Annotated in this window: 18 protein-coding genes; 8 read left to right on the forward strand and 10 right to left on the reverse strand. The window is 67.6% G+C overall.

Annotated elements, in window-relative coordinates; translation table 11 throughout:
• Window positions 1-114 precede the first annotated feature (114 nt).
• Window positions 115-639 (forward strand): hypothetical protein, encoded by a 525-nt coding sequence (locus tag VXM69_RS38195; protein ID WP_367190526.1) that lies wholly within the window; start codon window positions 115-117, stop codon window positions 637-639.
• A 26-nt stretch (window positions 640-665) separates the two neighbouring features.
• Here the strand turns inward: VXM69_RS38195 and VXM69_RS38200 are convergent, their stop codons facing one another.
• The 4 genes from VXM69_RS38200 to VXM69_RS38215 all read right to left on the reverse strand — a co-directional run bounded on the left by VXM69_RS38200 (window position 666) and on the right by VXM69_RS38215 (window position 3,716).
• Entirely contained in the window at window positions 666-1,130 is a 465-nt protein-coding gene (locus tag VXM69_RS38200) for a hypothetical protein (RefSeq protein ID WP_367190527.1), read from the reverse strand.
• A gap of 224 nt (window positions 1,131-1,354) precedes the next feature.
• Window positions 1,355-1,822, reverse strand: coding sequence for a hypothetical protein (locus VXM69_RS38205; protein WP_034191999.1), 468 nt, complete (start codon window positions 1,820-1,822; stop codon window positions 1,355-1,357).
• A 49-nt stretch (window positions 1,823-1,871) separates the two neighbouring features.
• Window positions 1,872-2,543, reverse strand: a complete 672-nt coding sequence (locus tag VXM69_RS38210; protein ID WP_034192000.1) for a hypothetical protein — start codon at window positions 2,541-2,543, stop codon at window positions 1,872-1,874.
• A 195-nt stretch (window positions 2,544-2,738) separates the two neighbouring features.
• Complete coding sequence (locus VXM69_RS38215) at window positions 2,739-3,716, reverse strand: LysR substrate-binding domain-containing protein (protein WP_059562249.1); 978 nt, start codon at window positions 3,714-3,716, stop codon at window positions 2,739-2,741.
• Between the two features lie 57 nt (window positions 3,717-3,773).
• Between VXM69_RS38215 and VXM69_RS38220 the strand changes: the two genes are divergently transcribed.
• From VXM69_RS38220 to VXM69_RS38230, 3 genes are all read left to right on the forward strand, one after another.
• Window positions 3,774-4,673, forward strand: a complete 900-nt coding sequence (locus tag VXM69_RS38220) for a DMT family transporter (protein WP_367190528.1) — start codon at window positions 3,774-3,776, stop codon at window positions 4,671-4,673.
• Window positions 4,674-5,311: 638 nt separating this feature from the next.
• Window positions 5,312-6,466, forward strand: coding sequence for a branched-chain amino acid ABC transporter substrate-binding protein (locus tag VXM69_RS38225; protein WP_034192003.1), 1,155 nt, complete (start codon window positions 5,312-5,314; stop codon window positions 6,464-6,466).
• 87 nt (window positions 6,467-6,553) lie between these two features.
• The gene (locus VXM69_RS38230) at window positions 6,554-6,856 is read left to right on the forward strand and encodes a hypothetical protein (RefSeq protein WP_059562243.1); all 303 of its coding nucleotides are present in this window, start codon (window positions 6,554-6,556) and stop codon (window positions 6,854-6,856) included.
• A 94-nt stretch (window positions 6,857-6,950) separates the two neighbouring features.
• Here VXM69_RS38230 and VXM69_RS38235 read toward each other — a convergent pair whose 3' ends face one another.
• Entirely contained in the window at window positions 6,951-9,998 is a 3,048-nt protein-coding gene (locus VXM69_RS38235) for an FAD-binding and (Fe-S)-binding domain-containing protein (RefSeq protein ID WP_367190529.1), read from the reverse strand.
• Window positions 9,999-10,150: 152 nt separating this feature from the next.
• Here VXM69_RS38235 and VXM69_RS38240 point away from each other — a divergent pair, with 152 nt between their 5' ends.
• The gene (locus tag VXM69_RS38240; RefSeq protein WP_175905384.1) at window positions 10,151-11,041 is read left to right on the forward strand and encodes a LysR substrate-binding domain-containing protein; all 891 of its coding nucleotides are present in this window, start codon (window positions 10,151-10,153) and stop codon (window positions 11,039-11,041) included.
• 22 nt (window positions 11,042-11,063) lie between these two features.
• Here the strand turns inward: VXM69_RS38240 and VXM69_RS38245 are convergent, their stop codons facing one another.
• Window positions 11,064-11,915, reverse strand: coding sequence for a LysR substrate-binding domain-containing protein (locus VXM69_RS38245; RefSeq protein WP_034192007.1), 852 nt, complete (start codon window positions 11,913-11,915; stop codon window positions 11,064-11,066).
• Between the two features lie 110 nt (window positions 11,916-12,025).
• Between VXM69_RS38245 and VXM69_RS38250 the strand changes: the two genes are divergently transcribed.
• On the forward strand, window positions 12,026-12,673 hold the full coding sequence (locus VXM69_RS38250; RefSeq protein WP_034192008.1) for a LysE family translocator: 648 nt from the start codon (window positions 12,026-12,028) through the stop codon (window positions 12,671-12,673).
• Between the two features lie 352 nt (window positions 12,674-13,025).
• Here the strand turns inward: VXM69_RS38250 and sfnG are convergent, their stop codons facing one another.
• Together sfnG and msuE are read right to left on the reverse strand one after the other, a co-directional pair.
• Window positions 13,026-14,129: a dimethylsulfone monooxygenase SfnG gene (sfnG, locus tag VXM69_RS38255; RefSeq protein WP_367190530.1), complete on the reverse strand. Its 1,104-nt coding sequence runs from the start codon at window positions 14,127-14,129 to the stop codon at window positions 13,026-13,028.
• A gap of 35 nt (window positions 14,130-14,164) precedes the next feature.
• Complete coding sequence (msuE, locus tag VXM69_RS38260) at window positions 14,165-14,725, reverse strand: FMN reductase (protein ID WP_367190531.1); 561 nt, start codon at window positions 14,723-14,725, stop codon at window positions 14,165-14,167.
• Between the two features lie 475 nt (window positions 14,726-15,200).
• Between msuE and VXM69_RS38265 the strand changes: the two genes are divergently transcribed.
• Window positions 15,201-16,355: a sigma-54 interaction domain-containing protein gene (locus VXM69_RS38265; protein WP_367190532.1), complete on the forward strand. Its 1,155-nt coding sequence runs from the start codon at window positions 15,201-15,203 to the stop codon at window positions 16,353-16,355.
• 226 nt (window positions 16,356-16,581) lie between these two features.
• Window positions 16,582-18,282, forward strand: a complete 1,701-nt coding sequence (gene dhaL / locus VXM69_RS38270) for a dihydroxyacetone kinase subunit DhaL (protein ID WP_367190533.1) — start codon at window positions 16,582-16,584, stop codon at window positions 18,280-18,282.
• A 43-nt stretch (window positions 18,283-18,325) separates the two neighbouring features.
• Here the strand turns inward: dhaL and VXM69_RS38275 are convergent, their stop codons facing one another.
• Together VXM69_RS38275 and VXM69_RS38280 are read right to left on the reverse strand one after the other, a co-directional pair.
• Window positions 18,326-18,478, reverse strand: coding sequence for a hypothetical protein (locus VXM69_RS38275; protein WP_367190534.1), 153 nt, complete (start codon window positions 18,476-18,478; stop codon window positions 18,326-18,328).
• Between the two features lie 60 nt (window positions 18,479-18,538).
• Window positions 18,539-18,826 (reverse strand): DUF1330 domain-containing protein, encoded by a 288-nt coding sequence (locus tag VXM69_RS38280; RefSeq protein ID WP_034191737.1) that lies wholly within the window; start codon window positions 18,824-18,826, stop codon window positions 18,539-18,541.
• Between the last annotated feature and the right edge of the window lie 155 nt (window positions 18,827-18,981).

Below are 18,981 nucleotides of genomic sequence, written 5' to 3' on the forward strand. Positions count from 1 at the left end.
GCGCTCCCGGCTACTACACTGATTTCAGGGTCGTCCGCGTCGCTTCGTCGATCGATACCGGCTGTCCCGCACGGGAGCACGAACATGGCACATCTGCGGTGGTCGCAGCACAGGATGGCTACTGTCTGGGTACTGGCGTCGCTGATGCTTGCGACTCCGCACATGGCGCTGGCCAGTGACGAATCGGACGCCAGCGTCGGCAAGAGCGCGTCCGAACCGCAATCGAAGGTCACCTGGGCTGACCGCATTCGCGCAGCAGACGTGCACGAGCACGAACCGATCGTCCTGATCGTGCACGCGGCAAAGGATTGCGTTTTTTGCCAGCGGTGGGCAGGTTCATTGGGCGGAAAAGGCGAATTCGAATCCTGGGCCAACGCGCACCCGGACGTGCATCTTTTCATCGTGGAACGCGATACCATTGCGTCCGCCGAAACGGTCGACGACTATCCGCCGATCGTCCGATGGTTGTTCGAGCGGCGACAGCGCCTCGAAAAATTGTCGCCACCGACGCCCACGTTCGAAATTTTCGTCAGACGGAAAATACTGTGGCAGTCGTACGGCCTTGGTTCATGGGACCGCAGCGTCTTTCCGGCACTGAAGGACCTGGACAGTCGCCGCATACCGTCCAGGGTCGAATAGGCATCGCGACACCGGTCAATCGCCGTCTAATGTCGCCGCATGCCGCCCAATCCGCGAGTCGCACCGACCGGAAACGAGCCATGGCGGAACCCCGCGCCCATCGGGGCGCCGAAGCGGCGATGCTCGATCGGATTGAAGTGATCGACGTGATCGAAGCGGTGGAAACGCCGGAAACGATCGACGAAGATGAAGCTCACGCCCGCTCCGACGAACAGCGGCGGCCCCCAGTACCACGGATCGGCATAGGGGTAGGCCGCCGCCGGATACCACAGCACGCTGCCGTCGGGGCCTTGCACGATCTGCCACGTACCGTCGCCTTGCAGGCACGCGCGCCCCACGATCTGCTGCCGCGTGCCGTCGATGTCCGCCTGCGCGACGATCGCGCGGCAGTTCGCGCCGTTCTCCGCCGGATCGTCAGCCATTTGCGCGAAGACGGACGCGGCAAGGCCGAGACAGACGATGCCTGTCGCGGATCGAAACAAGTTGCACATGATCGGCTCCTGCGTTGCCCCCGACCATTTGATCCCGAGCGTCGCCAACGACGCCCGACACACCGTTTTGCTTGCGCACGATTCGTCGCGCGGCGATCACCGCTCGCCGCTACTTCGCTTCGCACCGGGGTCTCCTGACGGCTAAACGACACGGCGCGCCAGGTTATTCCAGGGGTCGGGATACGGATGACGGGGGCAGGCACCCTCGGCAATCGATGCCGGGATCAGCGCCCCGTCTCGCGCCGGGCGACGCAGTAGACTGCCGCAGCCGTGACCCCGAATACCAGATGAGCGATCAGCGTGATCGCGCCGCGAACCGGAATGAACCACGGGAAGATTGCCGTGAAGGCGTACAGGTTGACGCCGTACAGGACGAGGCCGAATGCGCCGCCGGCAAGCGGCGTGGCGCGAAGCGACAATCCGTGGGCCAGCCGTGCCAGCACGGCCGCATAGACCAGCGAAAGCGCCGCATGCACGAGCGTCGCCACGCCCATGACCAGCGGATCGAAGCCGCCGGACGAACCGAGCACGCTGCGCCCCATCACGATCGCGGCCGTGAGGCGTGCGTCGCGCAACAGATTCCGGACGGCATCGTCGCCGGCAATTGCCCACAGCAGCAACTCGATGACGGTCGATCCGACGGCCGCGCCGAAGGCTGCCCAGAGAATCGGGACCGGACTGATTTGCTTCAATGGTCGTCCACCATGGCAAGCGGCGGATGCGTCGCGCCGCCGTGCAACCTTACAGCGCGCGGTCGCAATCCGACCAGTATGCAAACGGGTCGCGATGTTTCGGATAGTGCTCGTCGAGCCACTTCAGCAACGTCGCGCGGGCGTTGTCCATGTCGGCCTTCAGCGACGACGTCGTCAGTTCGTGCACCTCGACGGACTTTTCGCGGTCGATCACGAAGCAGTTCCAGTCGGGACCGTCCAGATCCGGATCGTCGGACGCCTTCGACGACTTGCTCCAGCCGAAACGCTTGCGTGCATCGATGTAGTAGCGCGGGTGCACCTTCAGATACGACATCTCGCCGCCCTGCAGGCTGCTCTCGGCGCGCAGCACGTCATGTTCGTCGACGATCTGCGTGACTTCCGGAAGGCGGCGCGAGCGCCATCCGGCCGGCAGCGTCGCCACGGCCCGGATGCTGTCGTACGTCCCCCATTCCAGCCCCCACGCTTCGGCCATGCGCTTCATGAACGCGTCGGCGCTCGGATAACCGCGCAGCTGGATTCGGGTCGACAGCGTGACTTCGACGCGGCCACGGCCGCCGGATGCACTGGACACCTCGTCGTCCGCCGCCTCGAACGGATTGCCGGGGCGCGGCGAAGTACGCGTCGCGTCCGCGGGCGCCATGCCCGAAAACAGCTGGTCCAGCGCCGCACGCGCTTTCGACGACTTGTCTGGTCTATTCATCGGTTCCCTTTTCAACAGATTTGAACCCGTACTGCAATGATTGAAGAGTGGCCCGCCACCGGCCGAAGGCACGATTCTGCCTCACCGTGGCGATCTCACCGTATTCCGCGGCTGCATTGTAACGATCTGGCGACGACGGTCGAGCTGGCAGAAATGGCACCGCACGGTCGATCGCATCCACGGCAAGGCGCGTGCCTACCCCAACGCCTTCACCATCCGCTCCATCAACGCCAGCACCTCCGGCCGACTCTCGCCCTTCGCATGCACGAAGTGATACCTGAGCTGCGAATCGACTTCATGCCGGCTGACGCGAACAAGCGCGCTGCGCGTCAGGTACGTATCCGCGAGCGGGGTCCGCGCCAGCGCCACGCCGAGGCCCGCTTCGGCCGCCGCGAGGACGAGGTTGTAATCCTCGAACCGGCGATCCTGCACCCGCGGCTTGAACGGAATGCCCAGCCCGTCGAACCAGGTGCGCCAGCCCGTCACGTCGGAATCGTGCAGCAACGGCATGTCGAGCAGCGCGGCGTCCCCCGCCCGGCGGCGCGCCTTCGCCAGCTGCTCGGCAAGCCGCGGATGCGCCACCGGGTACAGCCGTTCCGGCATGAACGCACGGGTTTCGAGCTGACGCCAGTTGCCGCGCCCGTACCGGATCGACAGATCGGCTTCACCGCCGGCGATATCGACGTTGCGCAGTTCGATGCCGAGCTCGATACGCAGCGCGGGGGCTTCGCTTTCGAGCGCATGCTGCCGCTCGAACAGCCAGAGCTGCGCGAACGCCGGCACGACGCTCATCCGGACCAGCCGCGGCGTACGCGGCGAGCGCCATTGATCGGCCGCGCCGTCGATGATCGCGAACGCCTGCTCGATCCGGCCGACGAAGCGCTGCCCGTCCGGCGTCAGGCGCACGCCGCGCGCATGCCGCTCGAACAGCGCCATCCCGAGCCAGTTTTCGACGGCGGCCACCCGCCGGCTGATCGCACCGTGCGTGACGCCGGAAACATCGGCGGCCGCGAGAAACGAACCCTCGCGGGCCACCGTGCAGACGGTCTCCAGGCTCGCGAGCGGCGGCCGCGGGCCGGGCGCCGACGCGGCAACCGGCAGCACGTCCACGACCGGGCGCGCACGCGCCGGATCGTCAGCCCGACGCGAACCCGAGCTGTGAACCATATTCATATCCGCGTGTTGATCTGTGCGCTAGCTTAACATCTCGCGACGCCGCACCATGGCTGCATGAATACCCTTTCCTCATCGACGTCGCGCGGCGCGCGACAACCGCTCGTCGCGGCAGGCGCGGTCGCGTTCACGATCGTCTCGTGGGCATCCGCATTCCCGTTCATCCGGATCGGCCTGCACGGCCTCGCACCGCTGCAGCTCGCGTCGGCACGTTTCGCGACCGCGGCGCTGCTGGTGATCGCGTGGCTCGCGTGGCGGCGGCCACCGCTGCCGGCGAAAGGCGACGCATTGCGCTTCGTCGCGTGCGGTTTTCTCGGCATCGCGCTGTACAACGCGCTGCTCAATACCGGCGAGCAGACCGTGTCGGCCGGCGCGGCGAGTTTCATCGTGAATACGCTGCCGATCTTCACCGCGCTGCTGGCCGCCGTGTTTCTGCGCGAGCGCTTCAACCGCTGGGGATGGCTCGGTTCGCTGGTCAGCCTCGCCGGCATCGCGGTGATCGCGCAAGGGCAGCCGGGCGGCCTCGTGCTCGGCTCGGGCAGCACGCTGATCCTCGGCGCGGCGCTGTGTTCCGCCAGCTATTTCGTGTTGCAGCGGCGGCTGATTCCCGTGTACGGCGCACTGGCCTGCACGGCATACACGCTGCTGGCCGGCGCGGTGCTGCTCACGCCCTGGCTGCCCGGCGCGCTCGGGTCGCTCGCCGGCGGGTCCCGCTACACGGCGCTGGCCGTCGTGGTGCTCGGCGTGTTCCCCGCCGCGCTGGGGTATGCGACCTGGACCTTCGCACTCGGCTACTTCGGCGCGGCCCGCGCGGCCAACTTCCTCTACCTAACGCCGGCGGTCGCGACGCTGCTGTCGATGGTACTGACGGGCGAGCGGCCCGGCATCGCGACGGCCTGCGGCGGCCTGCTGGCCATCGCAGGCGTGGTCTTCGTCGCACTGCGCGGGCGTTCGTAGATCGCCACCGCTTCGGTTGGCCGTGCCGGCCCGTCGATCCGGCAGCAGGCGGACCGAAACGCACCCCAGCTTCTGTGAAGCGGAATGGATCGTCCCGGGCAGGCGGTCGACACCCATTCGCCGACGCAGGCGGGCTTGACCGTTAGTTGCATTAAGACGAACACCACCGTTGATGAAAGCCAGTCGACGAAACCGGATAGGCGATCGCAAGTGCCCAAACTGTGCAGACAAATCGACCGAACAGTTCCGGATTGACCGCGCGTCAGTGTCCATGGCTTCGCCCCGTCGCCCGGCCGAATAATGGATGCATCCGTAAGGACATCGACAGCGAACCGCAGCCGGTGGCCCGCCGCAGCGCACGATTTCCGGCATCCGGAGGCTTCGACATCCGGGCGTCCGCCCTTGCCGCGCGGGCCGCTACGCGATTCGCCGCGGCGCGCAAAATCGCCTTCGTATATATTCATACGAATTGCATGACGGCCGGCGACGATTCGCCCGCTCGTCCGGGCGAGCCCGTCACACCGCCGGACGCCATGCAAGTGACGCCCATGATGGGTATGGAGACTCGTCCGACCGCCCCGGCGCCTCGCCGGCCGGTCGAGACGTCAATAGAAAGACATTCAATTCGGAGATGGCAGATGGAACGAAGCACTGTCGGCATGCGCTGCAAACCCCTGATCACCGTTGCACTGGCTGCCGCCGCATTCGCGGCCGCGTCGACGGCAATGGCCGACCAGGTCGTGAAGATCGGCAGCGTCGAACCGACGACGGGCGGCATCTCGCACCTCGGCAAGGACAACGAGAACGGTGCACGCCTCGCGGTCGAGGAAATCAACGCCAAGGGCCTGACGATCGGCGGCAAGAAGATCACGCTGCAGCTCGACGCGCAGGATGACGCGGCCGACCCGCGGCAGGCCACGCAGGTTGCGCAGAAGCTCGTCGACGACAAGGTCGTCGCCGTCATCGGCCACCTGAACTCGGGTACGTCGATCCCGGCGTCGAAGATCTACAGCGACGCGGGCATCGTGCAGATCTCGCCGTCGGCCACCAACCCGACCTACACGCAGCAAGGCTTCAAGACGACCTACCGCGTCGTCGCGACCGATGCGCAGCAGGGCCCCGCGCTCGCGAGCTACGCGCAGGCGAAGGGGGTGAAGAGCGTCGCGGTGATCGACGATTCGACCGCGTACGGCCAGGGCCTCGCGAACGAGTTCGAGAAGAAGGCGAAGGCGCTCGGCCTGAAGGTGCTGTCGCACGACGCGACCAACGACAAGGCGGTCGACTTCCGCGCGATCCTGACGAAGGTCAAGGGCGAGAATCCCGACGCGATCATGTACGGCGGCATGGACGCGACCGGCGGCCCGCTCGCGAAGCAGGCGAAGCAGCTCGGCCTGCGCGCGAAGATCCTGTCCGGCGACGGCGTATGCACCGACTCGCTGGCCGAACTGGCCGGCCCGGCGGCCGACAACGTGCTGTGCTCGCAGGCCGGCGCGGCGCTCGAGAAGATGCCGGGCGGCGCGGACTTCCTCGCGAAGTACCAGAAGCGCTTCAACCAGGGCATCAAGTTCGATGCGCCGTTCGCGTACGACGCGGTCTACATCGCGGTCGATGCGATGAAGCGCGCGAACTCGACCGACCCCGCCAAGATCCTCGCCGCGATGCCGTCGACGAAGTACAACGGCGTGATCGGCACGACGACGTTCGACGCGAAGGGCGACCTGACGCACGGGATCATCTCGATCTACGGCTACAAGAGCGGCAAGAAGACCTTCCTCGATCAGGTGAAGATGTAACCCGCCGCGGCGCCGGCACGACGGGAACGCCACCCGTCGGCGCCGGCGCCGGGCGGGCCGAATGCCGATTCACGGAGACGAAGCATCATGTGTGCAATGGCGTATGCGGAATTCCAACAGGAGCTGAAGAAAGCGCAGTTGACGGCGCGCGAGTTCGCCCGCCTGATCCGGATGAACGAAAGTTCGATCACGAACTATTCGAGCAAGGGCACCGTCCCGTCCCACCTCGCGGTCATCGCGAAACTGATCGGCACGCTGGCCGCGCACGAGATCGATTTCCGGCGCGTGATCCGGCAGATGCGGATCGAGCCGAAACGCCCGCGCGGCGGCGGCGTGTTTCCCGCGGCGGAAAAGCCGCGCGCGCGAAAGGCCGCGAAAGCCGACGCCTGAACCGCGGCATGCGTCGCATGCGGCAACGCAGAGGGCCGCTCGATGCATCGATCGATGCCCCCTCGCGCGCCGCGCAAACCGCGCCGCCCGATCGTTACCCCGCCGCCCGCACGTGATCGAGCAGCGCCTGCAACGGATGGCGCACCTGTTTCGACGACAAGCGCTTCACCTGGCTGCGACATGAATACCCGGTCGCCAGCGCCTCGCCTTCGTCCGCGGGCCCGTCGACGTGCGCCGCCCACGACTGCGCATAGATCGTCTTCGACGTCGCGAGATTGCGCGCCTCGTGCCCGTACGTGCCCGACATCCCGCAGCATCCGGTCGACTCGACCTTCAATCGCAAACCGCGCCGCGCGAATACCTGCATCCATTGCTTGCCGCTGTCGGGCGCATTGGTCTTCTCGGTACAGTGCGGCAGCAACCGGTACGAACCGGTCACGCCGCTCGCGCCGGCTTCCGGCAGTGCCTGCAGCAGCCACTCCTGCGGCAGCGCAACTTTCGGTACCTCGGCGAGCCCCGTCACCTTCAGGTATTCCTGCCGATACGTGAGCGTCATCGCCGGATCGAGGCCGACCAGCGATACGCCCGAACGCGCCAGCGCGGCCAGTTGCGTCGCATTGCGGATCGCGGCCTTCTCGAACGCGTGCAGAAAGCCCTGCACGTGCAGCGCCTTGCCGTTCGGTGCAAGCGGCGCGAGCCAGACCTGAAAGCCCGTACGCGCCGCCAGCTCGATCAGCGTCGCCAGCTGCTCGGTATCGAAATAGCGCGTGAACGTGTCCTGCACGATGACGACGCTGCGAACGCGCTGCGCGTCGCTCAGCGCGGCAAGCGCGCGCGGGTCGGCCGGCTTCACGCTCCATTGCCGGATCACGGCCGCGAGATCGAAGCGGCTCAGCAGCGGGCTGTCGACCATGCCGACCTGCCGTTCGAGCAGCGTGCGTACCCATCCCGCACGCATCAGCCCGTTGTACAGCGCCGGCACGCGCGCCATCCACGGCATCGTGACTTCGAGCGAGCCGATCAGGTAGTCGCGCAGCGGCCGCAGGTAGCGCTGGTGATACAGCTCGAGAAAGCGCGAACGGAACTCGGGCACGTTGACCTTCACGGGGCACTGCCCCGCGCACGACTTGCACGCGAGGCATCCGGCCATCGCGTCGTACACCTCGTGCGAGAAATCGGCGTCGCCGCCGCGCGCCGCGCGACTGTTGCGCCAGCGGGCGGCCAGGCCGCGCAGGAACGGCTGCCGCGCACGCGCCGCCGCGACGACGTCGATGCCGGCCTGTCCTTGCAGGCGCAACCATTCGCGCATCAGCGACGCGCGCCCCTTCGGCGACTGCACGCGTTCGCGCGTCGCCTTCCACGACGGGCACATCGCGTCGTCCGGATCGAAGTTGTAGCACGCGCCGTTGCCGTTGCAGTGCATCGCGGTGCCGTAGGCCTGCCACACGCGCTCGTCGATCTGCCGGTCGTGGTCGCCGCGCGTCGGCACTTCGTCGATCTTCAGCAGCCGCATCGTATTGTCCGGCGGCGTCGCGATCTTGCCCGGGTTGAACTGGTTGTGCGGATCGAACGCGGCCTTCAGTTGCTGCAGCGACGGATACAGCTCGCCGAAAAACGCCGGCGCGTACTCGGAGCGCACGCCCTTGCCGTGCTCGCCCCACAGCAGGCCGCCATGACGCTGCGTGAGTTCGGCCACTGCGTCCGACACGGGCCGCACCAGCGCGGCCTGCTTCGGGTCCTTCATGTCGAGCGCCGGCCGTACATGCAGCACGCCCGCGTCGACGTGACCGAACATCCCGTACTGCAGCCCGTGGCCGTCGAGCAGCGCGCGGAATTCGGCAATGTACGCGGCGAGGTTCTCGGGCGGCACCGCGGTGTCCTCGACGAACGGCTGCGGACGCGCCTCGCCCTGCACGTTGCCGAGCAGGCCGACCGCGCGCTTGCGCATCGCATACACGCGCTTCACCGCATCGTCGCCGGCCGCGAGCGTATGGCCGAGGCGCTCCACGCTCGTATCGGTGCGCAGATGCTCGACGAACGCACGCACGCGCGCATCGACGTCGTCCGCATCGTCGCCGCTGAATTCGACCAGGTTGATGCCAAGTGTCGGCCGCCGGTCGTCCTGCGGGAAATACTCGGCCACGCTGCTCCACACGAAATCCTTCATCGCGAGCATCAGCACCGTCGAGTCGACGGTCTCGATCGACAACGGCCGGTGCCCGAGCAGCGCGCGCGCGTCGCGCAACGCATCCATGAAGCCCGCATAGCGCACGTTGACCAGCACCGAATACTTCGGGATCGGCAACACGTTGAGCTGCGCCTCGACGACGAAGCCGAGCGAACCCTCCGCGCCGCACAGCACGCTGTTCAGGTTGAAGCGGCCGTCGGGTTCGCGCAGGTGCGCGAGGTCGTAGCCGGTCAGGCAGCGGTTGAGCTTCGGAAACTTCGCGTCGATCAGCGCGGCCTGGTCGTCGCTGATGCGGCGCGCGGTGCGATAGACCTTGCCGATGCGGTCCTGCCGCGCGCAACGGCACGCCAGCTCGTCGTCGTCGAGCGCATCGCTGTGCAGCCGCTCGCCGCCCATCAGCACGAAATCGAGTGCGAGCACGTGATCGCGCGTCTTGCCGTACGTGCAGCTGCCCTGCCCGCTCGCGTCGGTATTGATCATCCCGCCGACGGTCGCGCGGTTCGACGTCGACAGCTCCGGCGCGAAAAACAGCCCGTGCGGCTTCAGCGCCGCATTGAGCTGATCCTTGACGACGCCCGCCTGCACGCGCACCCAGCGCTGCTCGACGTCGATTTCGAGGATCCGGTTCATGTTGCGCGACAGGTCGACGACGACGCCGTCGGTCAGCGACTGCCCGTTGGTGCCCGTGCCGCCGCCGCGCGCGGCCACCGCGACGTCGCGGTGCGCCGGTTCGGCCAGCAGCCGCGCCAGCAGCCGGACGTCGTCCGCATGCGCGGGGCAGATCACCGCCTGCGGCAGGCGCTGATAGATCGAGTTGTCGGTGGCCTGCACCGTCCGGTTCGCGTGGTCCGCGTGAATCTCCCCGGCGAATCCCGCCGCTTGCAGCGCGGCGAGGAAATCGCGGTAAACGTTCGCGGGCGAGCTGGCGGGACGGGGCAACGGGGCGATCGACATGGGTAAAAACGCAGTGTGGGTGGAGCCGGTCGGCTCGCGCGCACCGAAACATGATTTTTTAGCAAGTTTCCGCGCGACCGGGAATTCCAGTATCTTTGGATATTCCGCGAGAAACAAACGAATTCTTGCCCGGCGAATATTGCATAAAACTCATGAATTACCGTCGCCTGACCCCGTCGATGTCATTGCTGCTCGTGTTCGAGGCCGCCGCGCGGCATGAAAGCTACACGCGCGCGGCCGAGGAGCTGTCGCTGAGCCAGAGCGCGATCAGCCGGCAGGTCCAGACGCTCGAGGACCAGCTCGGCGTGCCGCTGTTCCGACGCGAAGGCCGCTCGGTGAAGCTGACCGAAGTCGGCCGCCGCTATTTCGCCGAACTGAGCGGCGCGCTCGGGCGCATCCGCGGCGCGACGTTGCAGGCGATGTCGCACCAGGCGGGCGCCGGCACGCTGCGGCTCGCCACCTTGCCGACGTTCGGCTCGAAATGGCTGCTGCCGCACCTGCACGACTTCTACGCCGCGCATCCGGGCGTGACCGTGCATCTTCATTCACGGATCGGCGCGATCGATTTCCTCAACGACGACCTCGACGCGGCCATCACCGTCGGCGCGGGCGACTGGCCCGGCCTGCACGCGCACCGGTTGTACAACGAGTTCCTGATCGCGATCGCGCCGCCCGAGGCGGGCCGTGGCCGCAAGGCCGACGCGCGCACGCCGGCATGGGCCGCGAAGCAGACGCTGCTGGGCGTGACGAGCAACCAGCAGGCATGGGCCGAATGGTTCTCGCACTATCGGCTCGACCATCGCCAGATGCGTATCGGCCCGAGCTTCGAGCTGACGTCCCACCTCATCCAGGCCGTTCGCGCCGGGATGGGGATCGGGCTGGTGCCGAAGGTACTGGTGGAGGATGAATTGAGCCGCGGCGAACTCGTGTCGATCGGCGACGCGATCACGAGCCAGCGCAGCTACTACCTCGTCTATCCGCCCGGCAACGAGACGCTGCCGTCGCTCGCCGCGTTCCGTGAATGGCTGCTGGCGTCGTGCTGACGCGCGGCCGGCCGCCGGCCGGTCAGGTGCGCCATTCGCCGAGAATCTGCTCGGCCAGGTAATCGCACGGCGGGCGCGCCGACTGCGCGCTGCGCGCGAGCACGACCTCGATCTCGCCCAGCGGCGGCAGCCCGTGGCTTTCCGAAAGCTGCACGAGGTGATCCGGAATGCAGCAGCGCGCCAGCGGCGCGACCGCGAGCCCGGCCTCCACCATGCTCAGTATCCCGAGGTGGCTCGGGCTTTCGTACGACATCCGGTACGGGATCTTCCGCCGGTTCAGCGCCTTGACCGCGTGATCGCGCGCCATGCTGCCGCCGTGCGTGAAAAACGCCACCGGCAGCGGCCGCTCCTTCCACACGTCGCGTTTCGGCGACCCGACCCAGACGAGCGGCTCCATCCGGATCAGCTCGCCGGTCACGCCCTTGATCCGCGTGAGACACGCGAGGTCAACCGTGTTGTCCTTGAGCATCGGCACGAGCGCGCTGCTCGGCTGGCCGATCACGCGCACTTCGACGCGCGGATGCATCGCGGCGAATTTGCCGAGCACCTGCGGCAGCAGCGACGAAATGTAGTCGTCCGGCACGCCGATCGTCACGCGGCCGCGGATCTCCGGGCGCACCACCGACGCCCATGCCTCGTCGCGCAGCGCGAGCATCCGGCGGCCGTAGTCGGCGAGCATCGTGCCGTCGTCGGTGGCCGTCACGTTGCGCGTGTCGCGGATGAACAGCGGCTTGCCGAGCGCGTCTTCCAGCGCCTTGATCTGCATGCTCACCGCCGACGGCGACCGGTGCACGGCCTGCGCGCCCTGCGCGAACGAGCCGGTGTCGGCGACGGCCACCACCATCGCGAGTACGTCGAGGTCGAGCTTTTTCATGTCGATTCAGGAAATCTGATCAATCGATTCAGTTTATCCCGTTTTACTGCTCTCCTCCACGGCCGGACAATGAATCCCGTCAGCACTCATTCGATGCAGGAAGCGGAAAAATGCACACGTCCGGATCGCTCTACGGATTTCTCGCCATCGGCGGCATGCTCGCGGTCACGCCCGGGCCGAACATGGTCTACGTGATGTCGCGCTCGATCGCGCAAGGCCGCACGGCCGGACTCATTTCGCTGGCCGGCGTGATGATCGGCTACCTGTTCTACATGTTCGGCGCGGCATTCGGCATCACGACGCTGTTCATGAGCGTGCCCTATGCGGGCAGCGTGCTGGGCGCGGTCGGGGCAGTCTACCTGCTGTATCTGGCATGGCAGGCGGTGCGACCCGGCGGCCGCTCGCCGTTCGAGGTGCAGGCGTTGCCGAACGAGCAGCCGATGCGCCTGCTCGCGATGGGTGCGACGACGAGCGTGCTGAACCCGAAACTCGCGATGCTGTTCGTGTCGCTGCTGCCGCAGTTCATCGACTACCGGCAGGGCAGCGTGTTCGGCCAGTCGCTGTTTCTCGGCTCGCTGCTGATCGCCGCGTTCGCATCGGCCAACGGGCTGGTGGCGATCTGCTCGAGCGGCATCGCGAAATTCCTGCGCGGGCGCCCGACGCTGCTGCTCGCGCAGCGCTGGGCGATGGGGCTCGTGCTTGGCGGCCTCGGCGTGCAGATGGTCCGGGAAGCATCGAAGCTGGCGGGCGTGGCGTGACGGCCGCGCGCGGGTAACGACATCCGCCTGCCGACGCGCGCGTGATGCCGTACAGCACGCACCGGCGCGCGTTGCGTCACTCCGCCGGCAGGTCGGCCGCCAGTTCGCGCAAGCGTGGGGGAAACCGGACGCGCAGCGAACGGCAGCTTCCGTTCGCTGCCGCGCAACGGCACATGTGCCGCGAGCCGCGCCGCGACGCGGTGTGCGACCTCGATCGCTTCCGCATCGGAACCGATGAATCGATCGACGGATCCCCCAGGCATCCGTCGCCCCCTGTTTCGCTATACGAAGCGTCAGATCGGAACGGCCCGCGACAGCCGTCGCAGGCAACCTGCCTCGATCGGCCCGCGCGTCACGCCGCGATCGCCTGCCGCTGCGCCTCGAGTTCGCGCACGAGCGGCAGCACCTTCTTGCCGAAGTACTCGACTTCCTCGATGAAATGCAGGAACCCGGCCAGCACCAGATCGACGCCGATCGCCTTCAGCGCGACAATGCGCTCCGCGATCTGCCGCGGCGTGCCGATCAGGTTCGTGCGGAAGCCGTCGTTGTACTGCACCAGATCCTCGAACGTCGATTTCGCCCAGTTGCCCTCGCCTTCCGGCGACGCCTTGCCGGCCTCCTTCACCGCATCGCCGAACGCATTGACCGCCTCGACGTGCGCGTGCGCAATGATGTCGTCGAGCACGGCCTTCGCCTCTTCCTCGGTATCACGCGCGATCACGAACGCGTTGACGCCGATCCGTACGCGATGGTTGTTCGCGGCGGCCTTCGCACGGATATCGTCGATCTGCGCCTTCAGGTTCTCCGGCGTATTGCCGTTGGTGAAATACCAGTCCGACACGCTCGCCGCGTTGTCGCGCGCCGCCCGCGAGCTACCGCCCTGGAAGATTTCCGGGTGCGGCTTCTGCACCGGCTTCGGGCTCAGCGTGTAATCGTTGAAGCGATAGAAGTCGCCCTTGAACGTGAAGTTGTCCTGGGTCCAGATGCCCTTGAGCGCCTGGATGAATTCCTTCGAGCGCCGATAGCGTTCGTCGTGCTCGAGCCACGGCTCGCCGATCGCGGTGAATTCGCCCTTGAACCAACCGCTCACGACGTTGATCGCGATGCGCCCGTTCGAAATGTGGTCGATCGTCGCGAGCTGCTTCGCGACCACCGCCGGATGCCACGGCCCCGGCAGGATCGCGGCGAGCACCTTGAGCTTCGTCGTCGCATGCAGCAGCGCCTGGCTGAACGACACCGACTCGTGCTGGTATTCGGCGCCGTAGCCGGCCGTGAAGCGGATCTGGCTCAGCGCGTAGTCGAAGCCGGCCGCCTCGGCCGTGCGTGCGAGCGTCTGGTTGTATTCAAGGCTCCAGTCGGTACGCTGCTCGATCGTGCTGACGACGAGGCCGCCGCTGACGTTCGGCACCCAGTACGCGAATTTGACGCCGTCGGCGGAAGGGTCGTGAAGGCTCATGGAGGTGTCCTGGTCGAAGGGGAAACGGAAGCGGCCTACGCGGCCGCGGCGGAGAATGCGTGCGCACGCAACTGCGGTACCGCGCGATCCACGGCAAGCGCGATGCGCTCGCGCAGCGCCGGGTTCGCGATCCGGTACGCGTCGAAATCGCTTTCGGACGCGTACACGCCGACCGGCAGCGTGCGCGCCTGGAAGAAGCTGAACAGCGGTCGCAGTTGATGGTCGATCACCAGCGCATGACGCTCACTGCCGCCGGTGGCCGCGAGCAGCACGGGCACGTCGACGAGCGCGTCATGGCGCACGAGGTCGAACAGGTGCTTGAACAGGCCCGTATACGACGCGCGATAGACCGGGCTCGCGACGACGAGCGCATCGGCCGTCTCGATCGCGCCGATCAGTGCCTCGAGATCGGCCGGCACCTGCGCGCGCGTCAGCGCACCGGCCAGCCGGCTGCCGATCTCGCCGAGTTCGATCAGTCGCGGCTCGATCGGCAGCGCGGCGCCGAGTGCCGCGACGATCTCGTTGGTCAGCGCCAGCGTACGCGACGGTCGTTGCAGGCTGCCCGATATCGCGACCACGTTGAGGGTGTTGCTCATGCGATGCGTTCCCGTTGTCGAGCCGCGTGTCGATGCGGCGATACCGCTTCGGGTCAGCAAGGAGCGTGCCATTCGGGCGGCCGGGTCGCGGCGCGATCGTCTGCATCGCGAAGTTTCGTGCGTTCGTCCGCCCGGCACGGGATTCGCACAAATGCGCGAGCGCGGCAAGCGTTCCGCCGCGCGTATCACATCGATATTCCACGACGTGATGAACCGGGCGAAGCGACCGTGCTGGCGAACTGCTGCCCAGGAAGCAGCGCGGCGCGCGATGGCATCGAATTCGACGCCCCGGCGTCGGGGCAACCCCGCTCGCCCGCACCATTGCAGGTTTCTCAGCAATCGCGCTTTGGTTATCAGAAATCGATGCTTTTCGCGCGCGGCGAAACATTGAACACTCTGCTGACCACGCAGCAGCCGGACCCCGGCGCTTGTCGGCACGGGTCCGTCTCGCCCGGCCATCCAACGGTTCATCGCCATGACTTCCATTTCCGCTTCGTCGCGCCCGCTCAACCTTCGTGTCGTCGTCCCGTCCCGCGACGCATCCGACACGCGCGATCCGGCCGGCCTGCCCGCTGCGGCACGCACCGCCTCCGTCCTGACGTTGCCCGGACGCCCGGCACAGGTCCGCGCGCGGACGCAGGTGTTTGCCGATCCACGCTCGCTCGCGCTGCTCGAGGAAGTGCACCGTGTCGCACCGAGCGACGCGAACGTGCTGATCGTCGGCGAGACGGGCACCGGCAAGGAACTGATCGCGCGTCACGTGCACGCTCTCGGCAATCGCCGCGACGGGCCGTTTGTCGCGGTGAATTGCGGCGCCTTCTCCGAAACGCTCGTCGACAGCGAACTGTTCGGCCATGAGAAAGGCGCATTTACGGGCGCCGTCGGCGCCAAGCCCGGCTGGTTCGAAGCCGCGCACGGCGGCACGCTGTTTCTCGACGAGATCGGCGACCTGCCGCTGTCGATGCAGGTCAAGCTGCTGCGCGTGCTGCAGGAGCGCGAGGTCGTGCGGCTCGGCTCGCGCACGGGCATTCCGGTCGACGTGCGCGTGGTCGCGGCGACCAACGTCGATCTGCAGCAGGCGGTGGCGGCCGGGCATTTCCGCGGCGACCTGTACTACCGGCTCAACGTCGTGCAGCTTGCGGTGCCGCCGCTGCGCGAGCGTCCGGGCGACATCCTGCCGCTCGCGCGTCACTTCTTCGACGACTACCGCGCGCGCCTCGGTGCCGGACCGCGCGGTTTCGACCCGCGCGCCGAGCGCCGGCTCGTATCGCATCACTGGCCCGGCAATATCCGCGAACTGGAGAACGCGATCCATCACGCGCTGCTCGTGTGCCGCCACGATGTGCTGCACGACACCGACCTGCACCTTGCGTCGCCGTGCGTGCCACCGGCCGCCGTGCCTGCGCCGGAACCGTCCGCCCATGCTCAGGCTGCGTTCGAGCACGCGTTGCGCGACCTGCTCGACGACGGACACGGCAACCTGTTCGAGCATATCGAGGACACCGTGATGCGCGTCGCGTTCGACTTCAGCCACCGCAACCAGATCCGGGCCGCGCAACTGCTCGGCATCAGCCGCAACGTGCTGCGCGCGCGGCTGATCCGTGCGAAGGAAATTGCGGCGCTGAAATAATCTCGCCCAACGGCGCGATCGCGCCGCAATCCGTGCATTGACGTCCGAACCTGATGTATCGTGGCGCGAAGCTCGTGCTTCGTTGCCGCTCGCGCATCCGGTCATCCGTCATGCGACCGGCTGCCCCCGGCGACCGGGCACCCGCACGATTCTCCGCAATACGATGCCGACCGACGCCCATGCAGGCCCGGCCGCGCCCCCGTTCACCCGTCCGGAATCCGTCGCCATGAAAAAGCTTGTGAATCGTCCGTCCGATGTCGTGCGAGAAATGCTGGAAGGCATCGCGCGGCAGTCGCCGCATCTCGCGATCCTCGGCGACGAGCACGTGCTCGTCCGCCAGCCGCTGCCCGAACCGTCTCGACGCCCCGTCGCGATCCTGTCCGGCGGCGGCAGCGGCCACGAGCCCGCGCACGGCGGCTACGTCGGCGAAGGGATGCTGAGCGCGGCCGTGTGCGGCGAAGTATTCACGTCGCCGTCCACCGACGCCGTGCTTGCCGCGATCCGCGCGAGCGCCGGCCCCAACGGCGCGCTGCTGATCGTGAAGAACTACACCGGCGACCGGCTCAATTTCGGGCTCGCCGCCGAGCTTGCGCGCGCGGAAGGCATTCCGGTCGAGACGGTCGTCGTCTCCGACGACGTATCGCTGCGCGGCCGTGTCGACCGTGGCCAGCGGCGCGGGATCGCCGGCACCGTGCTGATCCACAAGCTCGCCGGCGCGGCCGCCGCGCGCGGGCTGCCGCTTGCCCGTGTTGCAGCCATCGCGCGCGACGCGGCGGCCGAGCTCGGCACGATGGGCGTCGCGTTCGACGGCTGCACGATCCCGGGCGCCGACAAATCGGGCTTCAGCCTCGGCGATCAGGAGATCGAGCTCGGCCTCGGCATTCACGGCGAGAAAGGCGTCGAACGTCGCGCGCCGCTGCCGGCCGACGCGCTGGTCGACACGCTGCTGTCGAGCATCGCCGCCGATCTCGTGCTCGACCGCGGCGAACGCGTCGCGCTGTTCGTCAACGGTCTCGGCGCGACGCCGGACATGGAGCTCGCGATCGTGCTGCGTGCCGCGTACGACAACCTGACCCGGCGCGGCATCGTCGTCGCGCGCGCGTGGGCCGGCACATTCCTGTCCGCGCTGAACATGCCCGGCTGCTCGATCTCGGTGCTGCGGATGAACGACGAACGCGCATCGCTGCTCGACGCACCGACGCAGGCGCACGCCTGGCCGGGCGGCGGCGCCGTGAATGCACAGATCCGCGTAGCCGCGGCCGCGTCGCCGGACGCACCACTGCCGCCGCTCGACGCGGCCGGCCACGCCTGGGCCGCGCGCCTGCAGCCGGCGCTGCACGCGGTCGCGCAGACGCTGATCGATCACGAGCAGACGCTGACGGACCTCGACGCGGCGGCCGGCGACGGCGACCTCGGTGCGAGCATGCTGCGCGCCGCACACGCGATCCTCGCGTTGCCCGATACCGCGTACGCCACGCCGGCCGGCGCACTCGCGACGCTCGGCGCGGCGTTGCGCCGCGCGATCGCCGGCAGTTCCGGGCCGTTCTATGCAACCGCGCTGCTGCGCGCATCGCGCCGGCTGGCCGATCTTGCCGAACCGTCGGCGCGCGACTGGGCGGCGGCATTCCGCGCGGCAGTGGATTCGATCAGCGAACTGGGGGGCGCGCATGCCGGCGACCGGACGATGCTCGATGCACTGGTGCCGGCCGTCGAGGCATTCAGCCGCGCGCTCGACAGCGATCGCGACAACGCAAGTGCATGGACGGCGGCCGTGGAAGCGGCCGTGGAAGGCGCGGAAGCCACCGCGCGCATGACGCCGCGCGCAGGGCGGGCGAGCTATCTCGGCGAGCGCGCGATCGGCACGCCGGATGGCGGCGCGGTAGCCGTGTCGTACTGGTTGCGCGCGTTGCAGCCTCACGTGCGCTGAACGGCAACGCGCGGGATGCGGGTGGGCGGCCGCGCCGCCCGCCTCAGCCTGCGTTCATCCGCCCGGGCGACAGCATCGCGCCGACGCGCAACACTGTGGTGAACATCGCGGCGAGATGACGCGGCACGCCGGCGGCGAGCAGCGTGATGGCCGCGCGGCCCACCGGCGGACGGACGGGCGCGGGGGAAGATGTCATCGCAAACATGACAACGTCAACCACGACATCGCGTCGCGGTAAACGGCAGAAGCGCCGCGCTCAAACACCTTCGACCAGCACGGCACGATAGCGCGCGCCCTTGAACCGGTGCTGCACGACGGCCTGGTATTCGGGGCCGTGATACCACGCATGTGCGGCCTCCTTCGACGGAAACTCGACGATCACCACGCCTTCCGGTCCTTCGCCTTCCAGCGTTTCCTGAGCGCCGTAAGCCGCGAGCACCTTCACCGGATGACCAGCGAGCGTCGCGCCGACCTTGCTCGCGTAGGTATCGAGTTCGTGCTGATCCTGCGTGCTTTCCCGTGTAAAAACGATGTAAGTTGCCAAGATGCGTGCCCCTTTGTCCGGTGGATGGAAATCGCGCGTATCGCTGCTTTCCGACGATCGCGCCGCCCCCGGCCGCGTGCAGTGCGAACGGGTGTGCGGATTATAGGCGGTCGCGGCGCAAGCCGCCGCGACGCTGAAAAAACCGATCCCCACAT

The organism is Burkholderia sp. Ed8, assembly GCF_040761425.1.
In the GTDB taxonomy this organism is placed as follows: domain Bacteria; phylum Pseudomonadota; class Gammaproteobacteria; order Burkholderiales; family Burkholderiaceae; genus Burkholderia; species Burkholderia seminalis.

What these genes read in the sequence shown, in the direction of transcription:
- VXM69_RS38195 (WP_367190526.1), top strand. Translation starts at nt 115, where the DNA reads ATGGCTACTGTCTGGGTACTGGCGTCGCTGATGCTTGCGACTCCGCAC.
- VXM69_RS38200 (WP_367190527.1), bottom strand. Translation starts at nt 1,130, where the DNA reads ATGTGCAACTTGTTTCGATCCGCGACAGGCATCGTCTGTCTCGGCCTT.
- VXM69_RS38210 (WP_034192000.1), bottom strand. Translation starts at nt 2,543, where the DNA reads ATGAATAGACCAGACAAGTCGTCGAAAGCGCGTGCGGCGCTGGACCAG.
- VXM69_RS38215 (WP_059562249.1), bottom strand. Translation starts at nt 3,716, where the DNA reads ATGAATATGGTTCACAGCTCGGGTTCGCGTCGGGCTGACGATCCGGCG.
- VXM69_RS38220 (WP_367190528.1), top strand. Translation starts at nt 3,774, where the DNA reads ATGAATACCCTTTCCTCATCGACGTCGCGCGGCGCGCGACAACCGCTC.
- VXM69_RS38225 (WP_034192003.1), top strand. Translation starts at nt 5,312, where the DNA reads ATGGAACGAAGCACTGTCGGCATGCGCTGCAAACCCCTGATCACCGTT.
- VXM69_RS38230 (WP_059562243.1), top strand. Translation starts at nt 6,554, where the DNA reads ATGTGTGCAATGGCGTATGCGGAATTCCAACAGGAGCTGAAGAAAGCG.
- VXM69_RS38235 (WP_367190529.1), bottom strand. Translation starts at nt 9,998, where the DNA reads ATGTCGATCGCCCCGTTGCCCCGTCCCGCCAGCTCGCCCGCGAACGTT.
- VXM69_RS38240 (WP_175905384.1), top strand. Translation starts at nt 10,151, where the DNA reads ATGAATTACCGTCGCCTGACCCCGTCGATGTCATTGCTGCTCGTGTTC.
- VXM69_RS38245 (WP_034192007.1), bottom strand. Translation starts at nt 11,915, where the DNA reads ATGAAAAAGCTCGACCTCGACGTACTCGCGATGGTGGTGGCCGTCGCC.
- VXM69_RS38250 (WP_034192008.1), top strand. Translation starts at nt 12,026, where the DNA reads ATGCACACGTCCGGATCGCTCTACGGATTTCTCGCCATCGGCGGCATG.
- sfnG (WP_367190530.1), bottom strand. Translation starts at nt 14,129, where the DNA reads ATGAGCCTTCACGACCCTTCCGCCGACGGCGTCAAATTCGCGTACTGG.
- msuE (WP_367190531.1), bottom strand. Translation starts at nt 14,725, where the DNA reads ATGAGCAACACCCTCAACGTGGTCGCGATATCGGGCAGCCTGCAACGA.
- VXM69_RS38265 (WP_367190532.1), top strand. Translation starts at nt 15,201, where the DNA reads ATGACTTCCATTTCCGCTTCGTCGCGCCCGCTCAACCTTCGTGTCGTC.
- dhaL (WP_367190533.1), top strand. Translation starts at nt 16,582, where the DNA reads ATGAAAAAGCTTGTGAATCGTCCGTCCGATGTCGTGCGAGAAATGCTG.
- VXM69_RS38275 (WP_367190534.1), bottom strand. Translation starts at nt 18,478, where the DNA reads ATGACATCTTCCCCCGCGCCCGTCCGTCCGCCGGTGGGCCGCGCGGCC.